Raw genomic sequence first — 20,970 nt, 5'->3', positions numbered from 1 at the left:
CCGCCGACTTCGAGAGCTCGACAAGGGCCATTACACGTTCGGGGCCGCCAAGCAACGTAGGTCGGTGGCCGAACGGCCGCAGGGCGTGCTGGGCAGGTTGCGGGCTGACCGGCCCGGCCAGTACGTCGTGCTGGACACGACTCGCCTGGACGTGTTCGCGATGGAGCCGGTGACCGGTCGGTGGGTCAACACCGAGCTGACGATCGCGAAGGACCTGTACTCCCGGTGCGTCCTCGGCCTGGCCTTGAGGGCTGTGTCGACCAAGGCGCAGGACGTGGCATCGGTGCTGTTCCAGGTGGTCACCCCGCAGCAGTGGGGACCGGACGTGAGGGCGAGGTGCCGGCACCGTACGTCGCGTCCCGGACCAGCTGATCACGATGACCACGGGTGCCTGCCGGACACGATCGTGGTCGACCACGGCAAGGTCTACCTGTCCGGGCACACCAAGACCGTGTGTCACCGCCTGGGGATCAACATCCAGCCCGCGATCCCGCACAAGCCGACGGACAAGCCCACCATGGAACGATTCTTCCGGACGCTGCGACAGCAACTCCTGGAGCATCTACCCGCCTACAAGGGCCCTGATGTCTACTCACGTGGCAAGGACGTGGAGGCCGGGGCGTTCTACTACGTTGCGGAACTGGAGGCGATCATCCGCGAGTGGCTCGGGATCTATCACCACACCCCTCATCGGGGCCTGTGCGACCCGCGGCTACCAGGAGTCGACCTCTCCCCGGTAGAGATGTTCGCTCGTGGCATGGCCGTCGCGGGTGTGTTGCGGCTTCCGGCTAGCCAGGATCTGCGCATGGAGTTCCTCGACGTCGCCTGGCGCACGATTCAGCACTATGGCGTGGAGATCGACGGACGCCGCTACGACGGGCCGGGCCTGAACCTGCACCGCGGCACCAAGTCAACCTACGGCGGCGCCCACCCGGGCCGATGGCCGATCATGGTCGACCACGACGACATCCGCACCGTGTACTTCCGCGACCCCGACACGCAGACCTGGCACGACTTGACCTGGGAACACGCTGCTGGCCTGGATGCCCCGTTCAGCGCCGAGGCCGCCGACTACACCCGGCGCCTGAGCCGGGACACCGACCGGCACGTCGATCCCGGCGCCGCGCTGGCGGATCTGCTGGCGCGGTACAGCAAGGGCGCTGTGACCGGCCGCCGGGAAAAAAACCTGGCCCGCCGCCTGGCGACCCAACCCTCTCAGGAGCCCGGCGAGGGTGCCGCGAGGTCGGAGGCCGCTTCCACGCCCGGTGTGGTTGACCTGCTGGCCCATCTTGAGCGTCGCCGTACCGGTGCACAGGTGGCCGATGATGTGGACGTGTTCGAGCGGTACTACGCCGAGCATCCTGACCAGGAGGCGTTCGAGGTGTTCGACGAATGAGCATGAACCCAGGACCGGCGGTAGCGAGCAACCGTCCGAGCTGCGGCGCGCGAACGAGATATTGAAGGCCGCAGCGGCTTTCTTCGGGGCCGAGCTCGACCGGCCCGGGCGCAGGTGATCGCCTTCATCACCGAGCACAAGGACCACCGGGTGGGCGATGGCCTGCGGTGGGGCGTCGAGCCCTTGTGCGCCGTGCTGACCAAGCACGGCATCCCGATCAGTCCCTCCACCTACTACGAGTGGGTTAACCGTCGACCCTCGGCACGGGCGCTGCGCGATGAGCAGGTCACCGAGCTCATCCGGGCCGAGCGGGCCTCCTCGAAGCTGGTCGCCGGCCTCGGTAGTCGCAAGATGTGGCTGCGGCTGCGTGGCAAGGGCCACGACGTGGCACGGTGCACCATCGAGCGGCTCTACCGGGCCAACGGCTGGGAAGGCGCCCAGTACGGCAGGAAGCCGCGGACGACGATCCCGGACAAGCAGGCGCAGCGAGCGGCGGACCTGGTCAACCGCGACTTCGACCCGGTCGCACCGAACCGGCTCTGGGTCGCGGATTTTACGTACGTGCCGACCTGGCTGGGTATGGTCTACGTCGCATTCGTGATCGACGCGTTCTCCCGCCGCGTGATCGGTTGGCGGGCGGCCACGTCGATGACCACATCGCTGGTCCTGGACGCTCTGGAGCACGCAATGTTCACCCGCGCCCAGGAGGGCATCACCGACCTGACCGGGCTCGTGGCGCACTCGGACGCGGGCTCACAAGGCGAAATCAACCGGTCGTCGCAACACCTCGACATGGAGGTGCTCGATGACGAGAAGGCAGCAGGCCGCGGATCGTGCGCAGCGTCCGAAGATGCGCTCGCCCGGCCGGTGGGGTTTCCCGCGGCGGGTTGAGCGCGAGTTCTGGGGACGGATCGCCGAGGGGTTACGGACGGTCCAGGCCGCGGAGGCCGTCGGCGTGTCCGAGGTCATCGGGGGCCGCTGGTTCCGTCAGGGTGGCGGCATGCCGCCGATGAGTCTGGCCGAGCCGACGGGCCGGTATCTGTCGTTCACCGAACGGGAGGAGATCGCGATCCTGCGCGCCCAGGGCCACGGCCCACGAGAGATCGGCCGCCGGATCGGGCGTGATGCCTCGACGATCTCTCGCGAGCTGCGACGCAACGCGGCCACGCGGTCCACGAACCCGGGGTACCGGGCCTCGACCGCGCAGTGGAAGGCCGAACTCGCGGCCAAGCGCCCGAAGAAAGCGAAGCTGGTGAGCAACCCGCAGCTTCGGGCATACGTGCAGGCACGGCTCGCCGGTCAGCTCGTGCGCCCGGACGGCACTGTCCTGGCGGGACCGCGCACCGCGTGGGCCGGCCGGAACAAGCCCCATCGCGCGGATCGACCCTGGGCCACGGCGTGGAGCCCGGAGCAGATCAGCAACCGGCTGCGGGTGGACTTCCCCGAGGATGAGTCCATGCGCATCAGCCACGAGGCGATCTACCAGTCGCTCTACATCCAGGGCCGCGGCGCCCTGAAGCGTGAGCTGGTCGCCTGCCTGCGCACCGGCCGCGCGCTGCGGGAGCCGCGGGCACGCTCACGGAACAAGCCCCAAGGCCATGTCACCGGCGATGTCGTCCTCTCCCAGCGCCCCGCCGAGGCCGCCGACCGGGCGGTACCAGGGCACTGGGAAGGCGACCTGATCATCGGCACGGACAGGTCTGCGATCGGCACGCTCGTCGAGCGCAGCAGCCGCTCCACGCTCCTGGTGCATCTGCCCCGGTTGGAAGGCTGGGGCGAGAACCCACCGGTGAAGAACGGCCCCTCGCTCGGCGGTTACGGCGCCGTCGCGATGAACGCGGCCCTGACGATCTCGATGACCACGCTGCCCGTCCAGCTGCGCAAGACCCTCACCTGGGACCGTGGCAAGGAACTCTCCGGGCACGCCCAGTTCACCCTCGAGACCGGGACGAAGGTGTTCTTCGCCGATCCGCACTCACCCTGGCAGCGACCCACGAACGAGAACACGAACGGGCTGCTCCGCCAGTACTTCCCCAAGGGCACAGACCTGTCCCGGTGGTCCGCCGAGGACCTGCGATCCGTCGCCCTCGCGATCAACAACCGCCCCCGCAAGACCCTCGGCTGGAAGACCCCAGCTGAGGTCCTGGAGGAACAGCTAGACTCCCTCCAACCACCAGGTGTTGCAACCACCGGTTGAACCCGCCCAATATACGTCGATCGCGTTCACGACCCGGCTGCTCGAGGCCGGCGTGGACGCCTCGGTGGGGTCCGTCGGGGACGCGTACGACAACGCCCTGGCCGAGAGCACGATCGGCTCGTTCAAGACCGAGCAGATCAACCGTCACGGTCCGTGGCGGGACGTGAACCACGTCGAGGTCGCCACCTTCGAGTGGGTCGACTTCTTCAACACCCAGCGGCCGCACGAGTCCCTCGAGGACCTCACCCCGGCCGTCGTCGAGCAGATCCACTACGCTCACAGAACCCCCCTCGCCCAGGCTGGGTGAGACACACAACCGAGTCTCCGGACATCCCGGGGCGGCTCATCGCGGGAACCTACACCGCGCGCGGCGGCGCGCCCCACTCTCTTAGACCCAGTGGTGGTGCCGGGTGTTTGCTCCTGCGGCCACTTGATCCAGGTCAAGGAACGCGGGCCGGGTTCTGCGTACCGTGAAGTCAACACCCCCGGAAAGGGGCCCGAGAACAAGCGGAAGGAAACCATGATGAGCGCCACCACGACCACCACCAAGACCATCCTGCGGGCCGAGGGCTTTTCCTGCCCCTCCTGCGTGGCCAAGATCGAGAGGCAGGTCGGCCGCATCAAGGGCGTGGAGTCGGTGAAGGTCCATTTCGCCTCGGCCCGGATCGAGGTCGTGCACGACCCGGCCAAGGCCAGCACCGACGACCTGGTCGCCGCGGTCGCCAAGGCCGGCTACACCGCCAAGCCCGCCGCCTTCTAGAGGTCGCCCCGAGCAGCCGGCCCCATCGCGTGATCCCCGGTTCGCCCCTACCTGTGGGTGGGCCCGGATCGCGGGGAGCGGCACACCCCCACCATATGTTCTTCGAGAGGAAAGACGCATGAACAAGGTCCAAGGCTGGCTGTATCGCCGCTGGGCCGTCCCGGTGGTCTCGGGTCTGCTGATCCTGGCCTCGTTCGCATCGAGCCGGATCTGGGAGAACCAGCTGTGGGGCGACATCCTGATGGTCGCTGCCGCGGTCATCGCCGGCACCCCCGTCGTCATCAAGGCCTGGAACGCGCTGACCGCCAAGGTCATCGGCATCGACCTGCTGGTCTCGGTCGCCGCCATCGGCGCGGTCATCATCGGCAACTACTGGGAGGCCGCCGCGGTGACCTTCCTGTTCGCCATCGGCCACGCCCTGGAGGACGCCACCCTGAACAGGACGCGGTCGGCGCTGGCCGAGCTGGTCGCGGTGGCCCCCGACGTGGCGATCGTGCTGCGCGACGGCGAGCAGGTCGAGGTCCCGGCCCACGAGGTCGCCCTGGGCGAGACCGTCCTGGTCAAGAACGGCGCCAAGGTCCCGGTCGACGGCAAGGTCACCGGCGGCACCGGCGCGCTCGACGAGGCCTCGATCACCGGAGAGTCCATCCCGGTCGAGAAGATGACAGGCGACCAGGTGTTCGCCGGCACCATCTCCACCGGCGGCTTCCTGCAGGTCAAGGCGACCGGGGTCGGCGCCGACACCACCCTGGCCCGGATCATCCACCGGGTCGAGGAGGCTCAGGACGCCAAGGCGAAGACGCAGAAGTTCATGGACCGCTTCTCCGCCTGGTACACCCCGGCCATCATCGTGCTGGCGGTCGTGCTCGGTCTGGTCACCCAGGACGTGGTCCTGGCCCTGACCCTGCTGGTCATCGCCTGCCCCGGCGCCCTGGTCATCTCGATCCCGGTCTCGATCGTGGCCGGCATCGGCCGCGGCGCCAAGGACGGCATCCTGATCAAGGGCGGCGAGTTCCTGGAGACCTCCGCCAAGATCGATGCCGTCGCGCTGGACAAGACCGGCACCCTCACGCAGGGCCGACCGCGGCTGACCGACGTGATCGCCCTGTACCCCGACCTCGGTCCGGACCACCCGGTCATGGACGAGGACGAGGTGCTGCGCATGGCCGCCCGCGCCGAGGCCGGCTCGGAGCACCCGCTGGCCCGCCCCATCCTGGAGGCCGCCGCCGAGAAGGGCCTGCCGGTGCTGGGCCTGCCCTCCCACACCGAGCCGGTGCCCGGCAAGGGCATCATCGCCTCGCTCGACGGCCACCGGATCGCGGTCGGCAACCTCGCCCTGCTCCAGGCCGAGCAGGTCGAGGGCAGCGAGGACGAGAGCAAGGCCGCCGGGGTCGTGGCCGACCTGGCCGCGAAGGGCCGCACCCCGATGGTGGTCGCCTGCGACGGCCGCGCGATCGGCGTGGTCGCGGTCGCGGACAAGATCCGCGAGAACGCTCCGGAGATGGTGCGCCGGCTGCACGCCAGGGGCGTGAAGAAGGTCGTCATGCTCACCGGTGACATCGAGCCGGTCGCCCGGGCCGTCGGCGGGCAGGTCGGCATCGACGAGGTGCGCGCCGGGCTCCTGCCCGAGGACAAGCTGGAGGCCGTCGACGAGCTCCGCCAGCAGGGCTATACCGTGGCCATGGTCGGCGACGGCGTCAACGACGCCCCGGCCCTGGCCACCGCCGACATCGGCGTGGCCATGGGAGCCGCCGGCACCGGCGTGGCGATCGAGACGGCCGACATCGCCCTGATGAAGGACAACCTGCTCAAGCTGCCCGAGGCGCTCGGCCTGGCCAGGCGGACGGTCAACAACATGCGTCAGAACATCACGATCGCGCTGGTCACCGTCGTCGTGCTGATGCTCGGTGTCCTCTTCGGCGGCGTCACGATGGCCATCGGGATGCTCGTCCACGAGATCTCCGTGCTGGTCGTCATCGTCAACGCGATGCGGCTGTTGCGCCGGCGCGAGGACCGGCCCGCCAGGCAGGACAACGACAGCGGCCTGACCGCCACCGACGAGGCCCGGGTCGTCCAGCCTGCCTGACCCCACCAGTTGCCGCGCGGCGGCCTCCCGACCACCGGTGCGCCGCGCAGCCACCACATACCGACACAACGTCCGCAACGGACACGAAAGGAGCACCATGACTCAGGAGAACTTCTCCCTCGGTCAGAACATCGAGCACTTCACCATCGCCGACACCGCCAAGGAGAGCCCCGACTACCGCAGGGTCCTGTGGACCGGTGAGCACGCCCAGATCGTCATCATGACCATCCCACCGGGTGAGGAGATCGGCACCGAGGTGCACGAGCACGGCGACCAGATCCTGACCTTCATCAGCGGGACCGGGCACGCGGACCTGCAGGGCCACACCCACCCCGTCGAGGCCGGTGACCAGTGCGCCGTCCCGGCCGGAGCGGAGCACAACTTCCGCAACACCGGTGAGGAGCCGCTGGTGCTCTACACCGTCTACGCCCCGCCCGAGCACGCTCCGCAGGCTGCCTTCGCCACCAAGGAGGAGGCCGACCGGGCCCATGAGCAGGGCCACGACGAGCCCTCCGCGCGCTGAGCAGCGTCAACCGCCTTACCTCGAAGATTCGAAGATTCGCAGAATGGAGAGCAGAGTTGTCACGGGCGTACGTGTTCAACCAGTACGGCGGCCCCGAAGGTGAGGAGCTGATCGAGCGCCCTGTTCCCGAACCGGGGCCGGGCGAGATCCTCGTCGAGGTCCGCGCCGCCGGGGTGAACCCGGTGGACTGGAAGATCCGCGAGGGATACCTCGGGCGGGAGGCAGACCTGCCGGTCCCGATGGGCCGCGAGGTCGCCGGCGTGGTCGCCGCGCTCGGACCGGGAGTCGAGGCGTTTGCCGTGGGCGAGGAGGTTCTGGGCCCGGTGGCACCGGGACAGGGCGGGTTCGCAGACCATGCCCTGCTGCGGGCCGAGCAGGCCGTCGCCAAGCCGGACGAGATCTCGTTCGCCGTGGCAGCCACCATCCCGGTGGCGGGGACCACGGCATACGACCTCACCCACGAGATCGAGCTCGAGACCGGCCAGACCATGCTCGTCCTAGGTGCTGGTGGCGGCGTCGGCCACCTGGCCGCCGAGATCGGCCGGGTGCACAAGTTCCGGGTCATCGGGATCGCCTCGCAGGACAAGCGTGACCTCGTGGAGTCGACCGGGGCCACGTTCGTGGCCGCCGGCCACGGGGCACCGGCGGCCGTCCGCGAACTCGCCCCGCAGGGCGTCGACCTGGTCGTCGACCTCGTCGGGGGTCAGGCGCTGCGGGATGTCGCTCCGCTGGCCACGACACCGGACCGGATCGTCTCAGCCGCCGACCCCCGGACCGTGACCGAGCTGGGCGGGACGGGCCGCTCGCGTGACCCAGAGGCGTTCGAGAAGATCACCTCGGTGATCGGATACGAGGTGATTACCCCGCGGATCAGCGGAGAGTACCCGTTGGACCAGGCCCGCCAGGCGCTAGCCGTCGTCGAGACGGGCCACGCTGTGGGCAAGACCGTCATCGTGCCCTGACCCCTCCCCTGGGGCTTTCCGTGGCGGCTCCGCGCGGGGGGGTCGCCAAGCAGTCTGCCGAGAAGCCGCGATCCGCTCGGCATGAGCGGGGTCGTCGCGGAGATCCTCCGCCCCTGGTGCGAGGTTGAGCCGGTACGCGACGTTTGGCGAGGGGGTGGAGTTCGAGATTGATGGGCCGATTATCTACAGTTGAGGCCGTGGAAAAGACCGGATCGAGCCAGGCCCTGTCGCGTGCGGTGTTCCTGGTCCCGGCCGGCATCGCCATGCTCGCAGGGGTCAACGCCGCGCTCACGCTCGTCGGCGTGGACGCCCCGGTCGAGGCGGCCCGGACGGGCGACCTGCACGGCATGCTCATGGTCGGCGGCTTCCTCGGGACCCTGATCGCGTTGGAGCGGGCCGTCGCGCTCCGCCATCGGCTCGGCTTCGCCGCACCGCTCCTGCTCGGCCTCGGCGGCATCGCGCTGCTCACCCCGCTGCCGATCATGGTCGGCAAGCTCCTCCTCTTCGATGGTGCGATCGCCTTCGCTGCTGTCTACGCCGCCCTGTTCCGCCGCAGCCACGACGACGTCGTCATCGTCGAGTTCCTCGGCGCCGTGTGCCTCGCCATCGGGGCGTTCCTCTGGCTACGGGTCGAGGTCCCGTGGCTGCTGGCGTGGCTCGTCGGCTTTGTCGTGTTGACGATCTGCGCCGAGCGGGTCGAGCTGGCCCGCCTGCACATGCCCCCCACCGGCGGGCGGACCCTCGTGCTGCATTCCGGTGCCCTGACCATCACCCTCGTGATGACCCTCCTGTGGCCGGATCTCGGCGCCCGCCTGACGGGCCTGGTCATCGTCTCCCTCGTGGTCTGGCTGGTGAGGCACGACGTCGCCCGCAAGACGATCCGAGCGAATGGGTTGCCCCGGTTCAGCGCGGCCTCCCTGCTGGCAGGCTACTTCTGGCTCTTTCTTGCCGCGATGACGTGGGTGATCGGCGGCGCCCAGCTCGGGGGCAACCTCTACGATCTCGTCGTCCACTCCACGATGCTCGGCTTCGCGATCTCGATGGTCATGGCCCACGCTCCAGTCATCCTGCCCGCGGTCCTGCGGCGACCGTTGCCCTATCGCCCGATCATGTGGGTCCCGTTGGTGCTCATGCACGTCGGCCTGCTCATCCGGATCCTCGCTGGCGACCTCGGTCAGCTGTACACGGTCTGGCAGGCGGGGTCGGTCATCAACATCGTCGCCCTGCTGCTGTTCTTCGTCGTCGCGTTCGGGTCGAGCCTGGCCGGGCCCGTCGCACGCAGGCCGCGCGCGAAGGCACCGGCCGGTCAGACCCACCCCCGCGGCGTACCCTCCTCCCCCTCCTCGAGCACCGCCGCACCCCATCGGAGTGTTTCGTGAGCACCGCCCGCGGCACGTGGTTCATGCGTGACCGTCCCGTCGCGATCTGGCTGTTCGTCGCGTTCCTCGTCGCGCTGGTCCACCCGTTCTTCGCGTCGTCGCGGTGGCTCGTGGTCCACCTCGTCGTCCTCGGCGTCGTGACCCACTCGGCCATGGTGTGGAGCGTCCACTTTACCGACGCGCTGCTCAAGACGAAGGCCGGCTTCGAGGAGCGCCGCTGGCAGACGGCACGGCTGAGCATCTTCCAGGTCGGGATCATCCTGGTGTTCATCGGGGTCCCGACGAACATCTGGCTCCTGACCCTCGCCGGGGGCACGGTCATCTCGGCCGCCATCGTGTGGCACGCGATCGCGCTCGGACGCCGGTTGCGGGCCGCGCTGCCGGGGCGCTTCCGGATCACCGTGCGCTACTACATCGTCGCGGCGCTGCTCCTGCCGGTCGGTGCGACGTTCGGCGTGCTGCTCGCCCGTGGCCTCGGCGACCCGTGGCACGGGCGACTCCTCGTCGCGCACAGCATGATCAACCTGCTGGGGTGGGTTGGGTTGACGGTGCTCGGCACCCTGGTCACCTTGTGGCCGACCATGCTCCGCACCCGGATGGCGCCCAACGCGGAGTCCACCTCGAAGCAGGCCCTGCCGGTCTTCATCCTCGCTCTCGTCCTCGTCGTCGTGGGGCCGCTCGTCGACCTCGCCGCCGTCGCGGCCGCGGGGATCGTCGCCTACCTCGTCGGGACCCTCTGGGTCTACCGGCCGATCGTCGCGGCCGCCCGGAACCGCCCGCCGAGCAGCTTCCCGGCCCTGTCCGCGGGCGCAGGGCTGTTCTGGCTCCCCATCGGCCTCGGGCTGATGGCGTGGTCGCTGCTGGAGCGGGGCTCCTGGGCCGACCTGTCGGACAGCTACGGCATCCTCACGACGATTTTCGTCGTGGGCTTCGCCCTGCAGATCGTCCTCGGTGCACTGTCCTACCTGCTGCCGGTCGCCATCGGTGGAGGACCCCACGTACTACGCCTCGGGATGCGGGAGATGGACCGCTGGGGGACGGCCCGGGTCGTCGTCGCCAACGTCGGGCTGGCCCTGGCCCTGCTGCCGGTGCCGAGCCTGGTCAGGGTCGTTCTGTCGGTGCTCGTCCTGGTCGCCCTCGGCCTGTCGATCCCCATCCTGCTGCGCGGAATCTACGCCGGGGTCAAGGGCAGGCGCGCTGCCGCGGAGCAGCCGCCCGCCCCCGACGGCACCCCGCCTCAGCCGGTCGCGCCGCTGGCCACGTCGTGGTCGCGCGCCGAGCTGGTCACCGGGCTGGCGATCACCGCCGTCGGCGCGACGATCGGGGTCGGTCTCGACCCCACCGCCACCCGGCTCACGCTCGCGTCGAGCAAGGACCAGAACCCTTCGGCGGTCACCCCGACCGGCCACACGACAACGGTGGAGGTCACCGCCAAGGACATGCGCTTCCACCCCGCCGAGGTGTCCGCGCCCCTCGGCGACAAGCTCATCATCGAGCTGAAGAACACCGATACCACCAACGTCCACGACATCGTCCTCGCCAACGGCGCATCGAGCGGACGCCTCTCGCCCGGCCAGAGGGCGACGGTCGACGTCGGCGTCGTCAGCGGCGACATCGACGGGTGGTGCTCCGTCGTCGGCCACCGCCAGATGGGCATGGTCTTCGCCGTCAAGGCCATCGGTGGGACCGGAGGCACTGCGAGCGTCCCGGCCAGCACCTCGCCGAGGATCGACTTCATGAAGAAGTGGGGGGCCGACTTCACCGGTATCGACCCCGTCCTGCCGCCCCTCACGGACGAGAAGGTCCACCACGTCACGCTCACGGTCGAGGACGTCAAGACAGAGGTCGCGCCCGAGGTCTTCCAGACCCGGTGGACCTACAACGGCGGGTCGGTCGCACCGGTCCTGCACGGCCGCGTCGGCGACACGTTCGTGGTCAAGCTCGTCAACAACGGCACCATGGCCCACTCCGTCGACTTCCACGCGAGCGAGATCTCACCCGACGTCCCGATGCGCGACATCGCGCCGGGGGAGAGCCTCGTCTACACCTTCACCGCAAAGCGCTCCGGCATCTGGATGTACCACTGCCTGACGGCACCGATGACGGCGCACATCGCAGCCGGGATGGCCGGGGCGGTCATCATCGACCCGCCCGACCTGCCCAAGGTCGACCGGTCCTACGTGATCACCCAGTCCGAGCTCTACCTCGGTGCGCAGAGCGGCCCGGTCGACGCCACCAAGGCGGCCGCGAACCAGGCCGATGCCGTGATGTTCAACGGCTCGTGGGCCAGTACGTCGACCGGCCACTCACGGCCAAGGTTGGTGAACGGGTCCGGTTCTGGGTCCTCGACATCGGGCCGAACCGACCACTGTCCTTCCACATCGTCGGGACCCAGTTTGACACCGTCTACAAGGAGGGCACCCACCTGCTCAAGAACGGCCGCGGCCCGCTCGACCCACCGGACTACCACTCCGCGGGCTCCCAGGCGCTCGGGCTACTACCCGCCCAGGGCGGCTTCGTCGAGACGACCTTCCCGGCGCCCGGGCATTACACGATCCTCAACCACATCGCCGCTGACGCCGAGACCGGCGCCCGCGGGATCATCACGGTCACCAAGTAGCGGGGCTACCGGCGCGCCGGATCGTGATCGGCGGCGCCGCGCTGCAGCTGGTCGCGAACGAACTGCTCGACCGGTCGGTCGGACTCGTCGGCGAGCCGCATGGGACCGGCAGGCTGCTGCGGACAAGCCGGTGGCTCACCGTCGGCGGCGCTGCGGCCCACCCCCGTCGCCGGGCCCTGGCGGCCGGTGGCCCTCGCGGCGAGGGACTGGCGTCAACGCCGGGTCGGTGCTGACCCGGGTTCGGGGTGTTCGAGGTCGGGATCGCCTCGGCGAAGCGGGTCGCGGTCCTCTGTGGGGCGGTTCACGATGCGGACCGACTCGCGGACGAGATCGACGCCGGCGCCGGCGCGAAGTGCGTCCAGCAGGTCGGATACGGCAGACTGGGAAGGGTCATCGGTGAGATCTCCTCTGGTGAGTACTTGGCGGTACACACCGAGGTTTCGCCGATGACCCCTCTACGTCAGGGAGCCACACCCACTCCCCAAAGCCCACCACTCCACGGGACTCTTACCTCGAAGGAGACGGTGACATGCAAGAGAGGGTGACATGAAATCTGAGTCCGGACAGGCGACTACAGCTGTAGGTTCTCGTGTGATCTGGCAGCAGGGCAGCCCGCTCACCTGCGCGCGGCGTCGTCGAGCAGTGCGCTCATCAATCTCCTCGGGTGCGTCGACGTCCGGCTACAGCGGCGGGGCAGTATCAGCGGGGCCGGTCAGATGGCCGCGATTGCGAGGACGGGGACCGTGCTTCCTTGGACCGCCTTTCGGCGACATTGCCGTCCAGCGCCTCCTTCACCGCTCCGTCGTGCTCAACCTCGACGGCGACTCCTACCGTTTCCGCGATCACCACGTCCGCCAAGGCACGCTGCGAGGCGCCACCCTCTACACTGACCACCGCCCAAGGTGAGGAAGTTTGGCAAGCATCCACGCGGAACTCTGAGGAGCCTCTTCGAGCGGACAGGGGGCCGGAAAGGGACCGACGAAGGAGATCAAGCATGAGCAAGCCGCAGGCCGGCAGTGTGGCAGCACCGGAAACGATTTCTACCGCCCGATGGCACGCGATGGGCGGCTTCGCGCTCGTGGGTCTCATCGCCGTCATCACGGGTGGGCTCGTGGCCGCGGCCACCGGCCCGACCGGTTTCACCGACGGTTCCTGGGTGGCGGCCTACTTGGTGCTCGTGGCTGGGGTGGCCCAGGTGGGCCTTGGTGTCGGGCAGGCGCTTCTTGCCGTCGTCCCACCATCCGGGAGGCGCCGTGGCTGGCAGCTCCTCGTCTACAACGTCGCCAACGCCGCGGTTCTTCTCGGCACCCTGACCGAGTCGGTGTCCGTGGTGGTCGCTGGTGGTGTGCTGTTGCTCCTGGCGCTCGCCCTGTTCCTGGCAGCGGCCCGCCACCCACGCACGCACTCCTGGCCTTTGGCGATCTACCGGATACTTCTGGCGATCCTCGGGGTCAGTGTTCCGGTGGGAATAGTGCTGTCAGCTCTGCCTCACAGCTGAGCCCTGCTCGACGGTGCGCTGGTGATGATGACACCGCGAGATCCGCCGGCGTACCGACGTCGTCGGCATCTTTCCCAATCGCAGGGTCCATCATCCACCTCGTCGGCGCCCGTTCTGGCCGAGCAGCACGGCGCCTGGGCGGCGCAAAACCGCTACATCGGGCTCGACGTCCTCACCCGCGGGCCGAACAGTCCTCGACGGGCTCCGTCACGTTGGTCAGGGTGCCGCGTGAGCCCCGAAACCACAACGGTGTCGCAAGTTAACGGGTAGGAGATGGAACTGATGCGGTGTCGAATCGATCACCGCAGCAGGCTCACGGGCGGACGAGTCACCCTTGCGCGCAGGGCCCCGTGCACCGATGCCGTGACCAGGTTCGGGTCACTCGAGGGGTGCGCCCGTGTCAGCCAGCCGGCGGGTAAGCCTCTCTTAGCGTAGGCGTCGCCGCGCGTGCCTCACTCCCGCCCGCGGGTCCAGGTGCGCGCCAGCAGGCCGAGCACACCGATGGCCCCGAGCGCCACGAGGGTCCAGGCCCACACGGGCAGCCCACCGCCGTCCGGCACCTCCTGCGAGTTCGTGGCGCCCTCTGACGCTTCGGATGCCGCGTCATCGCCCGCGGCTGCGGTCGGCTCGGCCTGGGTCGACGGCTCGGCCTCGGAGGTCGGCGCAGCCTCGGCCTCGGTCGACGGCTCAGCCTCGGCCGTCGCGTCTTCGGTGCTCTGCTCGACCGTGAAGCCCAACTCGCCTGAGATCGGGTGGCCGTCCTCACTGGTCACTCGCCAGACGACCGCGTAGTCCCCCGCAGGGAGGTCGTCCACGAGCTCCTGCTCCAGCTTCGTGCCGGTGACCTCAGGGCCGCCGTCGACCACGGACTGCCCATCCGGGCCGCTGACGGTGACCTGGGCGCCGAGGTCGGAGAGCCGACCGGAGAAGGTGAGCACCAGCTCCTCTGGTGCCTCGACCGTCGACCCATCGACCGGTTCGGTGGCCGTGAGCTCGTCGTGCGCGCTCGACGCCCCGACCGGCACGACGAGAAGGCAGGTGAGGAGGAGCGCGAGGAAGGGGGCACGCAGACGTAGCATGCTGGCAGCATACGTAGGAGCCGACGTATGCATGCAGGGCACAGCCCAACCGCACCGTCCCGCGCAGGAACCGCACCACGACCCGCGAGCCAAGGGCCGCGCACGGTCAACGGGCCGGCCCTGGACCATCGTCGCGGCACGGCGTGGCAGGCACACGACTCGGCGGCCCGGTCGGCTCCATGCTGCGCCCGAACCACTGACGGTCAAGGATAAAGTCGGACCGACCGCCGGGCACCGGTGAGCACCCGTACAGCCGTGTGACGGAGAGGTGAAAAGGCAGTGAGGACGACTCGCTCCCCAAGGTCGATCGACGAGGCCGACGACCCCAGGGCAGCCAGCCCGCGCGCCGCGCTCAGCACGGCACATGCACAGGCACATGCACGACGTTCAACCCACCACCGGGGGCTGCTGACACGGACCCAGAGCTCAAGGATCGCGCGCCGCTCCGTCCGAGCACCCACTGCTGCCAAGCCACCCACCTGCTTCGTGTACGCCACGCGAGCTTGCCCGACAGGGTGGTCGGGTGACGCTCGTGCCGTGGGGCCGCGCGGCGGCCGTGCTCGCCGCCTGCACCATCGCCCTGGCCGGCTGCGGCAGCGAGGGCTCGACGATCAACGACCAGATGCGCCAGGGTGACCAGAAGGGCTACGTCGCGGGGGACGGCACCATTCAGGCGCTCGCGCCGAAGGAGCGCGAGACCGTGATCACGCTCGAGGGCACCACCCTGGAGGAGGAGGCGTGGTCCTCCCAGGACCACCTCGGCGAGGTCGTGGTGATCAACGTCTGGGGCTCGTGGTGCGGACCGTGCATCGAGGAGACGCCCGACCTGGAGAAGGTCGCCACCGAGTTCCGCGAGGCCGGTGAGCCGGTGCAGTTCATCGGGGTCAACAGCCGTGACTCGGTGCCCAGCGCGATCGCGTTCCAACAGAAGTACGACATCTCCTACCCCTCTCTCCAGGACGACGGCGGCCGCACGCGGACCCAGCTGCAGGGGCTGGCCGTCGCCACCCCCACGACGATGGTCCTGGACGGCCAGGGGCGCCTCGCCGCCCGGGTCAGCGGACCTGTCGAGGCCTCGACCTACGCGGCCTGGTCGAGGACGTGCTCGCCGAGGAAGGCACCCGGTGAGCGAGCTCGTCCTCTCCGGGCCCCTGCTCGGCGCGGCCCTCGTCGCCGCGCTCGGGGGCCTGGTCTCCTTCGCCTCACCCTGCGTGCTGCCCCTCGTCCCGGGGTTCCTCGGCTACGTCGGGGGTATGACGTCACCCGGCGGAGGCACCGCCTCGCGCCGTCGCCTCGTGCTCGGGGCGTTGCTCTTCGTGCTCGGCTTCACCGCCGTGTTCCTGGCGATGAGCGTGGTCATCTCCGGCATCGGGCTGGCACTGACCGAGCACCAGGGCACCCTCCTGCGGGTGGCCGGCGTCTTGGTGCTGGCGCTCGGACTGGTCATGCTGCTGCAGCCGACGGCCGAGTGGCGGGTCCGGTGGCGCCCGGCCGCGGGGATGGCGGGGGCACCGCTGCTCGGCGTCGCGTTCGGGCTGGGGTTCAGCGCCTGCACCGGGCCGGCGCTGGCGGCGATCCAGACGCTCGGGACGTCGATCCTGCCCGGTGACGACCAGGTCGGGCGCGCCTGGTGCTGGGCACCGCATACAGCCTGGGCCTGGGGGTGCCGTTCGTGCTCGTCGCCGCGGGTCTGGGCTGGGTCAGCCGCGCCTCGCGCTGGCTGCGCGACCACTACCTGCTCGTGCAGCGCGTCGGCGGCGGCCTGCTCGTCCTGCTGGGCCTGCTGATGCTGCTCGGCGTGTGGGCCGAGGCGGCCGCGTGGGTCCAGACCCGGCTGACGAGCAACTTCACGACGGTGATCTGACATGGCCACCACCGGGGAGGGCACCACCCGGAACGGGCCCAGAGACAAGGTCATCGCCGGTGTGCGCACGTCGCGGTCACCGGAACAGATCCAGCCGAGCTACCCCAAGGACCGCACCACGCTGGGCGGCCCCCGCCTCGGACCCGTCGGCTGGGCGCGCTGGACCTGGCGGCAGCTGACCAGCATGCGCACCGCGCTGGCCCTCCTCCTGCTCCTCGCCCTCGCGGCGATCCCCGGCTCGATCTTCCCGCAGCGCGGGGTCGACCCCGTCCGGGTGCGGCGCTACTTCGAGGAGAACCCCGGCGTCGCGCCGTGGCTGGACCGCATCGGGATGTTCGACGTCTACGCCTCGCCGTGGTTCGCCTCGATCTACCTGCTGCTGATGGTCAGCCTGGTGGGCTGCATTCTGCCGCGCTCGCGTCAGCACCTGGAGGCCATGCGCGCCCAGCCGCCCCGCACGCCGGTCCGGCTGGGCCGGTTGCCCGCCCGCGGCGAGGTGGTCGTCGACGCGGCGCCCGAGGCGGTGGTCGCCGCCGCGCGCGCCGAGCTGGGTGGCCGTCGCTACCGGCTGCGCACGGAGGAGGACGGGTCGCTGGTCGTCTCGGCGGAGAAGGGCTACCTCAAGGAGACCGGCAACCTGCTGTTCCACCTGGCGGTCCTGGGCGTCATCGTCTCCGTCGCCGTGGGCCACCTGTTCGGCTGGCGCGGGGAGATCATCGTCAAGGAGGGGGAGACGGTCACCACGGGACCGAGCGCCTTCGACACCCTGAACCTGGGGCCGCTGGTCGACCCCGACGACATCCCGGTCTTCTCCCTGCGCCTGGACGACCTGGACGTGGAGTTCGAGTCCGAGGCCGAAGGCGCGCAGTTCGGCCAGCCCCGGCGCTTCGCCGGCACCGCCACGCTGCAGGCCGGTGACGGCCCGGCCCGGAGCACGGGGTTCGGTGTCAACGACCCGCTCCATATCGCCGGCACCTCGGCGTTCCTGCTCGGCAACGGCTACGCGCCCGTGGTCACCGTCCGCGATGCGGCGGGCCGGGTCCTCTTCCAGGACGCCGTGACGTTCCTGCCGCAGGACAACAACTACTCCTCCGAGGGAGCGATCAAGGTCCCCGGCGCCGACCCCTCGCTGGCCTTCGTCGGGGGCTTCCTGCCCACGCTGACCTTCGAGCCGCAGATCGGGCCGACCTCCAGCTTCCCCGGCCTGGTCGACCCGGCCCTGGTGCTGGCGGTCTTCGAGGGTGACCTCTTCCCCGAGGGCCGGGCCCAGTCAGTCTTCTCGGTCGAGACCGAATCGATGGACCAGGTCCTGCAGGACGACGGCAGCCCGGTCAGTCTGCTCATCCGGCCCGGTGAGGAGCTAGAGCTGGCGGGTGACCGCGGCTCGATCGAGCTGGAGACCGTGATCCGCTGGGGCGGGCTGATGGTCCGGCACGACCCCGGCCGCATCCCCGCGCTCGTCTTCGCCGGCATGGCGCTGCTCGGCCTGGGGCTCATGCTCGGGGTGCGTCGCCGCCGCGTCTTCGTCCGGGTCGCCCCGGTGCACGCGGCCGACCCGGCCGGAGACGGCGCGGGCCCCTCCGGTGATGGCCCGGACTCCTCCGGCGACGGCACGCGGCATACTGGAGTGACCGTCGCCGCCCTGCCCAAGGGCACCGACCCAGGACTGGACGAGCTCGTCGAGCAGGTCCTCGAGCGGACCGTGACCGCCGCCGGCGGACGCGCGGTGAGCCCCTGACCGCATGCCCTCAAGGGAGGTCTGGACGGGTCCCCCGTACCGGCCCTGGATGACATCAGGTGCTCCGCGGAAGGCTGTCGCTGCCACGCACCTGAACGGTCGACCCCGTTCCAGGGTTTCTCGCCCCACCGAGGACGCACCGTAAGAGGTACTGCGGCGCGGTGGCCGGCGACGAGTCACCGGATCACGCGCAGGGCCTGTCCGCTGAGTCGGATCTACCGGTCACAGACGGGGCCCCCTCGCTGCGCGTGATCCTCAGCGGGGCACGCCGGCGGTGGTCGGCTGAGCCCCGGCAGTGAGTCGCCGGACGCGACGGCGAACACGTCTCTTCAGAAACAGTGAGCGCCAGGGAGACGTCCCGGACGCCGGTAGAACTCGCTGGTGGTGAGCACCGACGTTCGCGGGTAATCGGCGCGGCTACCCCGGGGGTGGGTGACATGCGATCTTCGGGCGGGTCTGGCCGTTCCTCGGGCGCTCGCACGCCGGGAGGCGCCACGCCCGCACGCCGACGGGCGGCGTCGCGAGGGTGCAGGCAGGGGCGGCGGTCGAGGCCCGGCGCGCGCCCGGTCACACGGACCGGGTCGGCACGCCGACACCCATGTCCCCCGACCGGGGGCCACCCCTTCCCCTGGCGTACCTAGGATGATCGCATGGCGAACGAGGTGCCTTCCGGGTCGTCCCCCGCGGCGCCAAGGGCTGCGGGTGCCGGGGACCGGGCGCCGCTGGTCGGTTGGGCGGTGCCCGTCACAGCCACGCTCTGCGCTCTGGTGGTCGCGGTGCCGGTCGCCTCCTTCTCCGGCGCCGCCGCACCGCTGGCTCTCGGGGACGCCGGTCCCCTCGTGCGCTGGGGTCTGCCGATCGTCGGGACCGTGCACGACCTCGCGGCCTCGTTCACCATCGGGCTGCTGCTCGTCGCGGCCTTCCTCGCACGGGAAGGCACAACTACCAGGCGGCGAGAGACGGCCGCCCAGATGGCCTTCCTCTCCGCGGTCGTGTGGCTGGTCAGCGCGACCGTCGTGCTCTACCTCACCCTGGGTGAGCTGGCCGGCATCTCGCCCTCCTCCTCCGGCTACCTCTCCGAGCTCATCGGCAACGCCTGGTCGCTCGAACTGCTCCGTCTTCACCTGGGCGTCGTCCTGCTCGTCGTGCCCGTGGTAGCCCTGACCGCCTACGTGCGGTCGCGGGCCGAGTTGGGCTGGACCTTCGCTCTGGCGCTGCTGGCTCTCGTGCCGCTGGCCTTCGCCGGTCACTCCGCGAGCGCCATCGGCCACCGGACGGCCGTGGCCGCCCTCAACCTGCACCTGGTCGGACTGACGGTCTGGGTCGGTGGGCTCATGGCGATCGCCGCACTGCTACCCGTGCTCGGTCCCGCGCTGGCCGACACCGTGCGACGCTTCTCCACGGTGGCCACCTGGTGCTACGTCCTGGTCGCCGTGTCCGGCATCCTCTTCGCCACCGTCACGGTCGGCTCCCTCGAGAACCTCGCCACGCCGTACGGCGTGCTCCTGCTCGCCAAGGTGGCGCTGCTGGTGGTCCTCGGTGTCGCGGGCTACGCCCAACGCAGCACCGCCGTCGCCCGGGGTGTGGACTCGGCGATGCGGTTCGGGCGGGTCGCGGCCGGCGAGATCGTGCTCATGGCCGCCGCCGTCGCACTGGGGGTCGTGCTGGGGCGCACGCCCACCCCGGTGCCCGAGCCCGTCGAGCTCACACCCGTGCTCGACCTCACCGGCTGGCCGCTGCCGGAGCCGTTCACCTGGTCGCGGCTCGTCCTCACCTGGCGCACCGACTGGCTGTTCGCGCTCCTCGCCGTGACCGCCATCGGGCTCTACGCCGCCGGTTTCGTCCGGCTCCGCCGCCGTGGCGACCGGTGGCCGGTCCACAAGCTGTACCTCTGGGTGCTCGGATGGGTGGTGTTCATGTGGCTCACCAGCGGCGGGCCGGGCGTCTACGGGCGGGTGATGTTCTCGATGCACGCGGCCGCGCACATGGGCCTGATGACAGTCGTGCCGGTCCTGCTGGTGCCGGCGAGCGCGATCACGCTCGCCCTGCGGGCCCTGCCGTCGCGCCAGGACCGGACCTTGGGTCCGCGTGAGCTGCTGCTCGCCCTGACCCAGTCGCGGTGGGCGGCGCTCTTCGCCAGCCCGGTGGTGGCCGCACTGCTGCTTCTCGGCAGCCTGGCCATCTTCTATGGGACCCCTTTGCTGGCGTGGGCCCTGACCACTCACGTCGGGCGCGTCCTCATGGTCGCGCAGTTCTCCATTGTGGGCTACTTGTTCGTCTGGGCTTTCGTGGGCACCGACCCCGGGCCACGCATGTGGTCCGCTCCTGTGAGGTCCATGGTGCTGGGCGCCACGCTCGCCGGTCAGGCCTTCTTGGCCCTCGCCGTCATGCGGACGGACTCTCTGCTGGCGTCAGAGTTCTACACGACCATCGAGGTGCCCTGGGTGTCCGACCTGCAGGCCGACCAGCAGTTCGGCGGCATGGTGGCCCTGGGTACCGGCTACTTGCCGGTCGTCGCCCTCCTGCTGATGGTGGTCCTCGGGGTGTACACGCGCGCCGGGCGCCAGGCCGAACCGGGCAGGCACGGGTGAGTGGAGGCAGCCGACGCGCGGGAGCGACGTAGCTGGCCGGGGATGCGGTGATGGATGCTTGGCGGGGACTGCGGTGCGGGGCGCAGGTACTCGAACGCCTGTGGGGCGGGTGCAGGCACACAGCCCTGCCCGAGCGGCCCTGATGTCGAGGATACCCGGGCGGTGAGGCCGCAGCCTCGCTGAGACGGTACGACGGGCATTAGCGCTGCATTAGCGCAGCACCAAGTCTGCTGCTCGAGAGGGAGGTCCCGCGCGCTGGCTCACCCCGGAGCCCGTC

14 protein-coding genes and 3 pseudogenes are annotated in these 20,970 nt (G+C 70.1%); 16 read left to right on the top strand and 1 reads right to left on the bottom strand.

Annotated elements, in window-relative coordinates; translation table 11 throughout:
* The first annotated feature begins 64 nt into the window (after positions 1 to 64).
* The 11 genes and pseudogenes from BJF81_RS14575 (at position 65) to BJF81_RS14515 (ending at position 13,421) form a co-directional block, all read left to right on the top strand.
* Positions 65 to 1,396: a Mu transposase C-terminal domain-containing protein gene (locus BJF81_RS14575; RefSeq protein ID WP_237770259.1), complete on the top strand. Its 1,332-nt coding sequence runs from the start codon at positions 65 to 67 to the stop codon at positions 1,394 to 1,396.
* Between the two features lie 34 nt (positions 1,397 to 1,430).
* Positions 1,431 to 2,155 (top strand): annotated as a pseudogene (locus BJF81_RS14570) (IS3 family transposase); the annotation flags it as partial.
* 46 nt (positions 2,156 to 2,201) lie between these two features.
* Complete coding sequence (locus BJF81_RS14565) at positions 2,202 to 3,593, top strand: IS30 family transposase (RefSeq protein ID WP_075958931.1); 1,392 nt, start codon at positions 2,202 to 2,204, stop codon at positions 3,591 to 3,593.
* Positions 3,594 to 3,597: 4 nt separating this feature from the next.
* Positions 3,598 to 3,900: pseudogene (locus BJF81_RS14560) on the top strand (transposase); the annotation flags it as partial.
* Positions 3,901 to 4,113: 213 nt separating this feature from the next.
* Entirely contained in the window at positions 4,114 to 4,353 is a 240-nt protein-coding gene (locus BJF81_RS14555) for a heavy-metal-associated domain-containing protein (RefSeq protein ID WP_075958929.1), read from the top strand.
* A 118-nt stretch (positions 4,354 to 4,471) separates the two neighbouring features.
* Positions 4,472 to 6,439: a heavy metal translocating P-type ATPase gene (locus BJF81_RS14550; protein ID WP_075958928.1), complete on the top strand. Its 1,968-nt coding sequence runs from the start codon at positions 4,472 to 4,474 to the stop codon at positions 6,437 to 6,439.
* Positions 6,440 to 6,536: 97 nt separating this feature from the next.
* Positions 6,537 to 6,962: a cupin domain-containing protein gene (locus BJF81_RS14545; protein WP_075812007.1), complete on the top strand. Its 426-nt coding sequence runs from the start codon at positions 6,537 to 6,539 to the stop codon at positions 6,960 to 6,962.
* A 56-nt stretch (positions 6,963 to 7,018) separates the two neighbouring features.
* Complete coding sequence (locus BJF81_RS14540) at positions 7,019 to 7,924, top strand: NADP-dependent oxidoreductase (protein WP_075958927.1); 906 nt, start codon at positions 7,019 to 7,021, stop codon at positions 7,922 to 7,924.
* A gap of 197 nt (positions 7,925 to 8,121) precedes the next feature.
* Positions 8,122 to 9,303 carry a hypothetical protein gene (locus BJF81_RS14535; protein WP_237770258.1) on the top strand — a complete coding sequence of 394 codons (1,182 nt, stop codon included), beginning with the start codon at positions 8,122 to 8,124 and terminating at the stop codon, positions 9,301 to 9,303.
* Entirely contained in the window at positions 9,300 to 12,323 is a 3,024-nt protein-coding gene (locus BJF81_RS17020; protein ID WP_237770257.1) for a multicopper oxidase domain-containing protein, read from the top strand. The genes BJF81_RS14535 and BJF81_RS17020 overlap by 4 nt, the downstream gene beginning before the upstream one ends.
* A 594-nt stretch (positions 12,324 to 12,917) precedes the next feature.
* The gene (locus tag BJF81_RS14515; protein ID WP_202817142.1) at positions 12,918 to 13,421 is read left to right on the top strand and encodes a hypothetical protein; all 504 of its coding nucleotides are present in this window, start codon (positions 12,918 to 12,920) and stop codon (positions 13,419 to 13,421) included.
* 452 nt (positions 13,422 to 13,873) lie between these two features.
* Here BJF81_RS14515 and BJF81_RS18170 read toward each other — a convergent pair whose 3' ends face one another.
* On the bottom strand, positions 13,874 to 14,500 hold the full coding sequence (locus BJF81_RS18170) for a copper resistance CopC family protein (protein WP_075812001.1): 627 nt from the start codon (positions 14,498 to 14,500) through the stop codon (positions 13,874 to 13,876).
* A 622-nt stretch (positions 14,501 to 15,122) separates the two neighbouring features.
* Between BJF81_RS18170 and BJF81_RS14505 the strand changes: the two are divergent.
* The 5 genes and pseudogenes from BJF81_RS14505 to BJF81_RS14490 form a co-directional block, all read left to right on the top strand.
* Positions 15,123 to 15,512 (top strand): annotated as a pseudogene (locus BJF81_RS14505) (TlpA disulfide reductase family protein); the annotation flags it as partial.
* Between the two features lie 112 nt (positions 15,513 to 15,624).
* Positions 15,625 to 16,287 carry a cytochrome c biogenesis CcdA family protein gene (locus BJF81_RS21665; RefSeq protein WP_446740568.1) on the top strand — a complete coding sequence of 221 codons (663 nt, stop codon included), beginning with the start codon at positions 15,625 to 15,627 and terminating at the stop codon, positions 16,285 to 16,287.
* Positions 16,242 to 16,364, top strand: coding sequence for a hypothetical protein (locus BJF81_RS21195; RefSeq protein ID WP_321166349.1), 123 nt, complete (start codon positions 16,242 to 16,244; stop codon positions 16,362 to 16,364). Before BJF81_RS21665 ends, BJF81_RS21195 begins: the two co-directional genes overlap by 46 nt.
* Before the next feature lies 1 nt (position 16,365).
* Entirely contained in the window at positions 16,366 to 18,102 is a 1,737-nt protein-coding gene (resB, locus tag BJF81_RS14495; RefSeq protein WP_237770256.1) for a cytochrome c biogenesis protein ResB, read from the top strand.
* Between the two features lie 650 nt (positions 18,103 to 18,752).
* Entirely contained in the window at positions 18,753 to 20,693 is a 1,941-nt protein-coding gene (locus BJF81_RS14490; protein ID WP_083664265.1) for a cytochrome c oxidase assembly protein, read from the top strand.
* The last annotated feature ends 277 nt before the right edge of the window (positions 20,694 to 20,970 follow it).

Origin of the sequence: Ornithinimicrobium sp. CNJ-824, assembly GCF_001942405.1 — a bacterium.
GTDB lineage: Bacteria > Actinomycetota > Actinomycetes > Actinomycetales > Dermatophilaceae > Ornithinicoccus > Ornithinicoccus kibberensis.
This window is presented reverse-complemented; position numbering and strand designations above follow the sequence as displayed.

Bases quoted from the DNA above. Each gene is read 5' to 3' on its own strand.
- BJF81_RS14565 (WP_075958931.1), top strand. From the start codon at position 2,202: ATGACGAGAAGGCAGCAGGCCGCGGATCGTGCGCAGCGTCCGAAGATG.
- BJF81_RS14555 (WP_075958929.1), top strand. From the start codon at position 4,114: ATGATGAGCGCCACCACGACCACCACCAAGACCATCCTGCGGGCCGAG.
- BJF81_RS14550 (WP_075958928.1), top strand. From the start codon at position 4,472: ATGAACAAGGTCCAAGGCTGGCTGTATCGCCGCTGGGCCGTCCCGGTG.
- BJF81_RS14545 (WP_075812007.1), top strand. From the start codon at position 6,537: ATGACTCAGGAGAACTTCTCCCTCGGTCAGAACATCGAGCACTTCACC.
- BJF81_RS14515 (WP_202817142.1), top strand. From the start codon at position 12,918: ATGAGCAAGCCGCAGGCCGGCAGTGTGGCAGCACCGGAAACGATTTCT.
- BJF81_RS18170 (WP_075812001.1), bottom strand. From the start codon at position 14,500: ATGCTACGTCTGCGTGCCCCCTTCCTCGCGCTCCTCCTCACCTGCCTT.
- resB (WP_237770256.1), top strand. From the start codon at position 16,366: ATGGCCACCACCGGGGAGGGCACCACCCGGAACGGGCCCAGAGACAAG.
- BJF81_RS14490 (WP_083664265.1), top strand. From the start codon at position 18,753: ATGGCGAACGAGGTGCCTTCCGGGTCGTCCCCCGCGGCGCCAAGGGCT.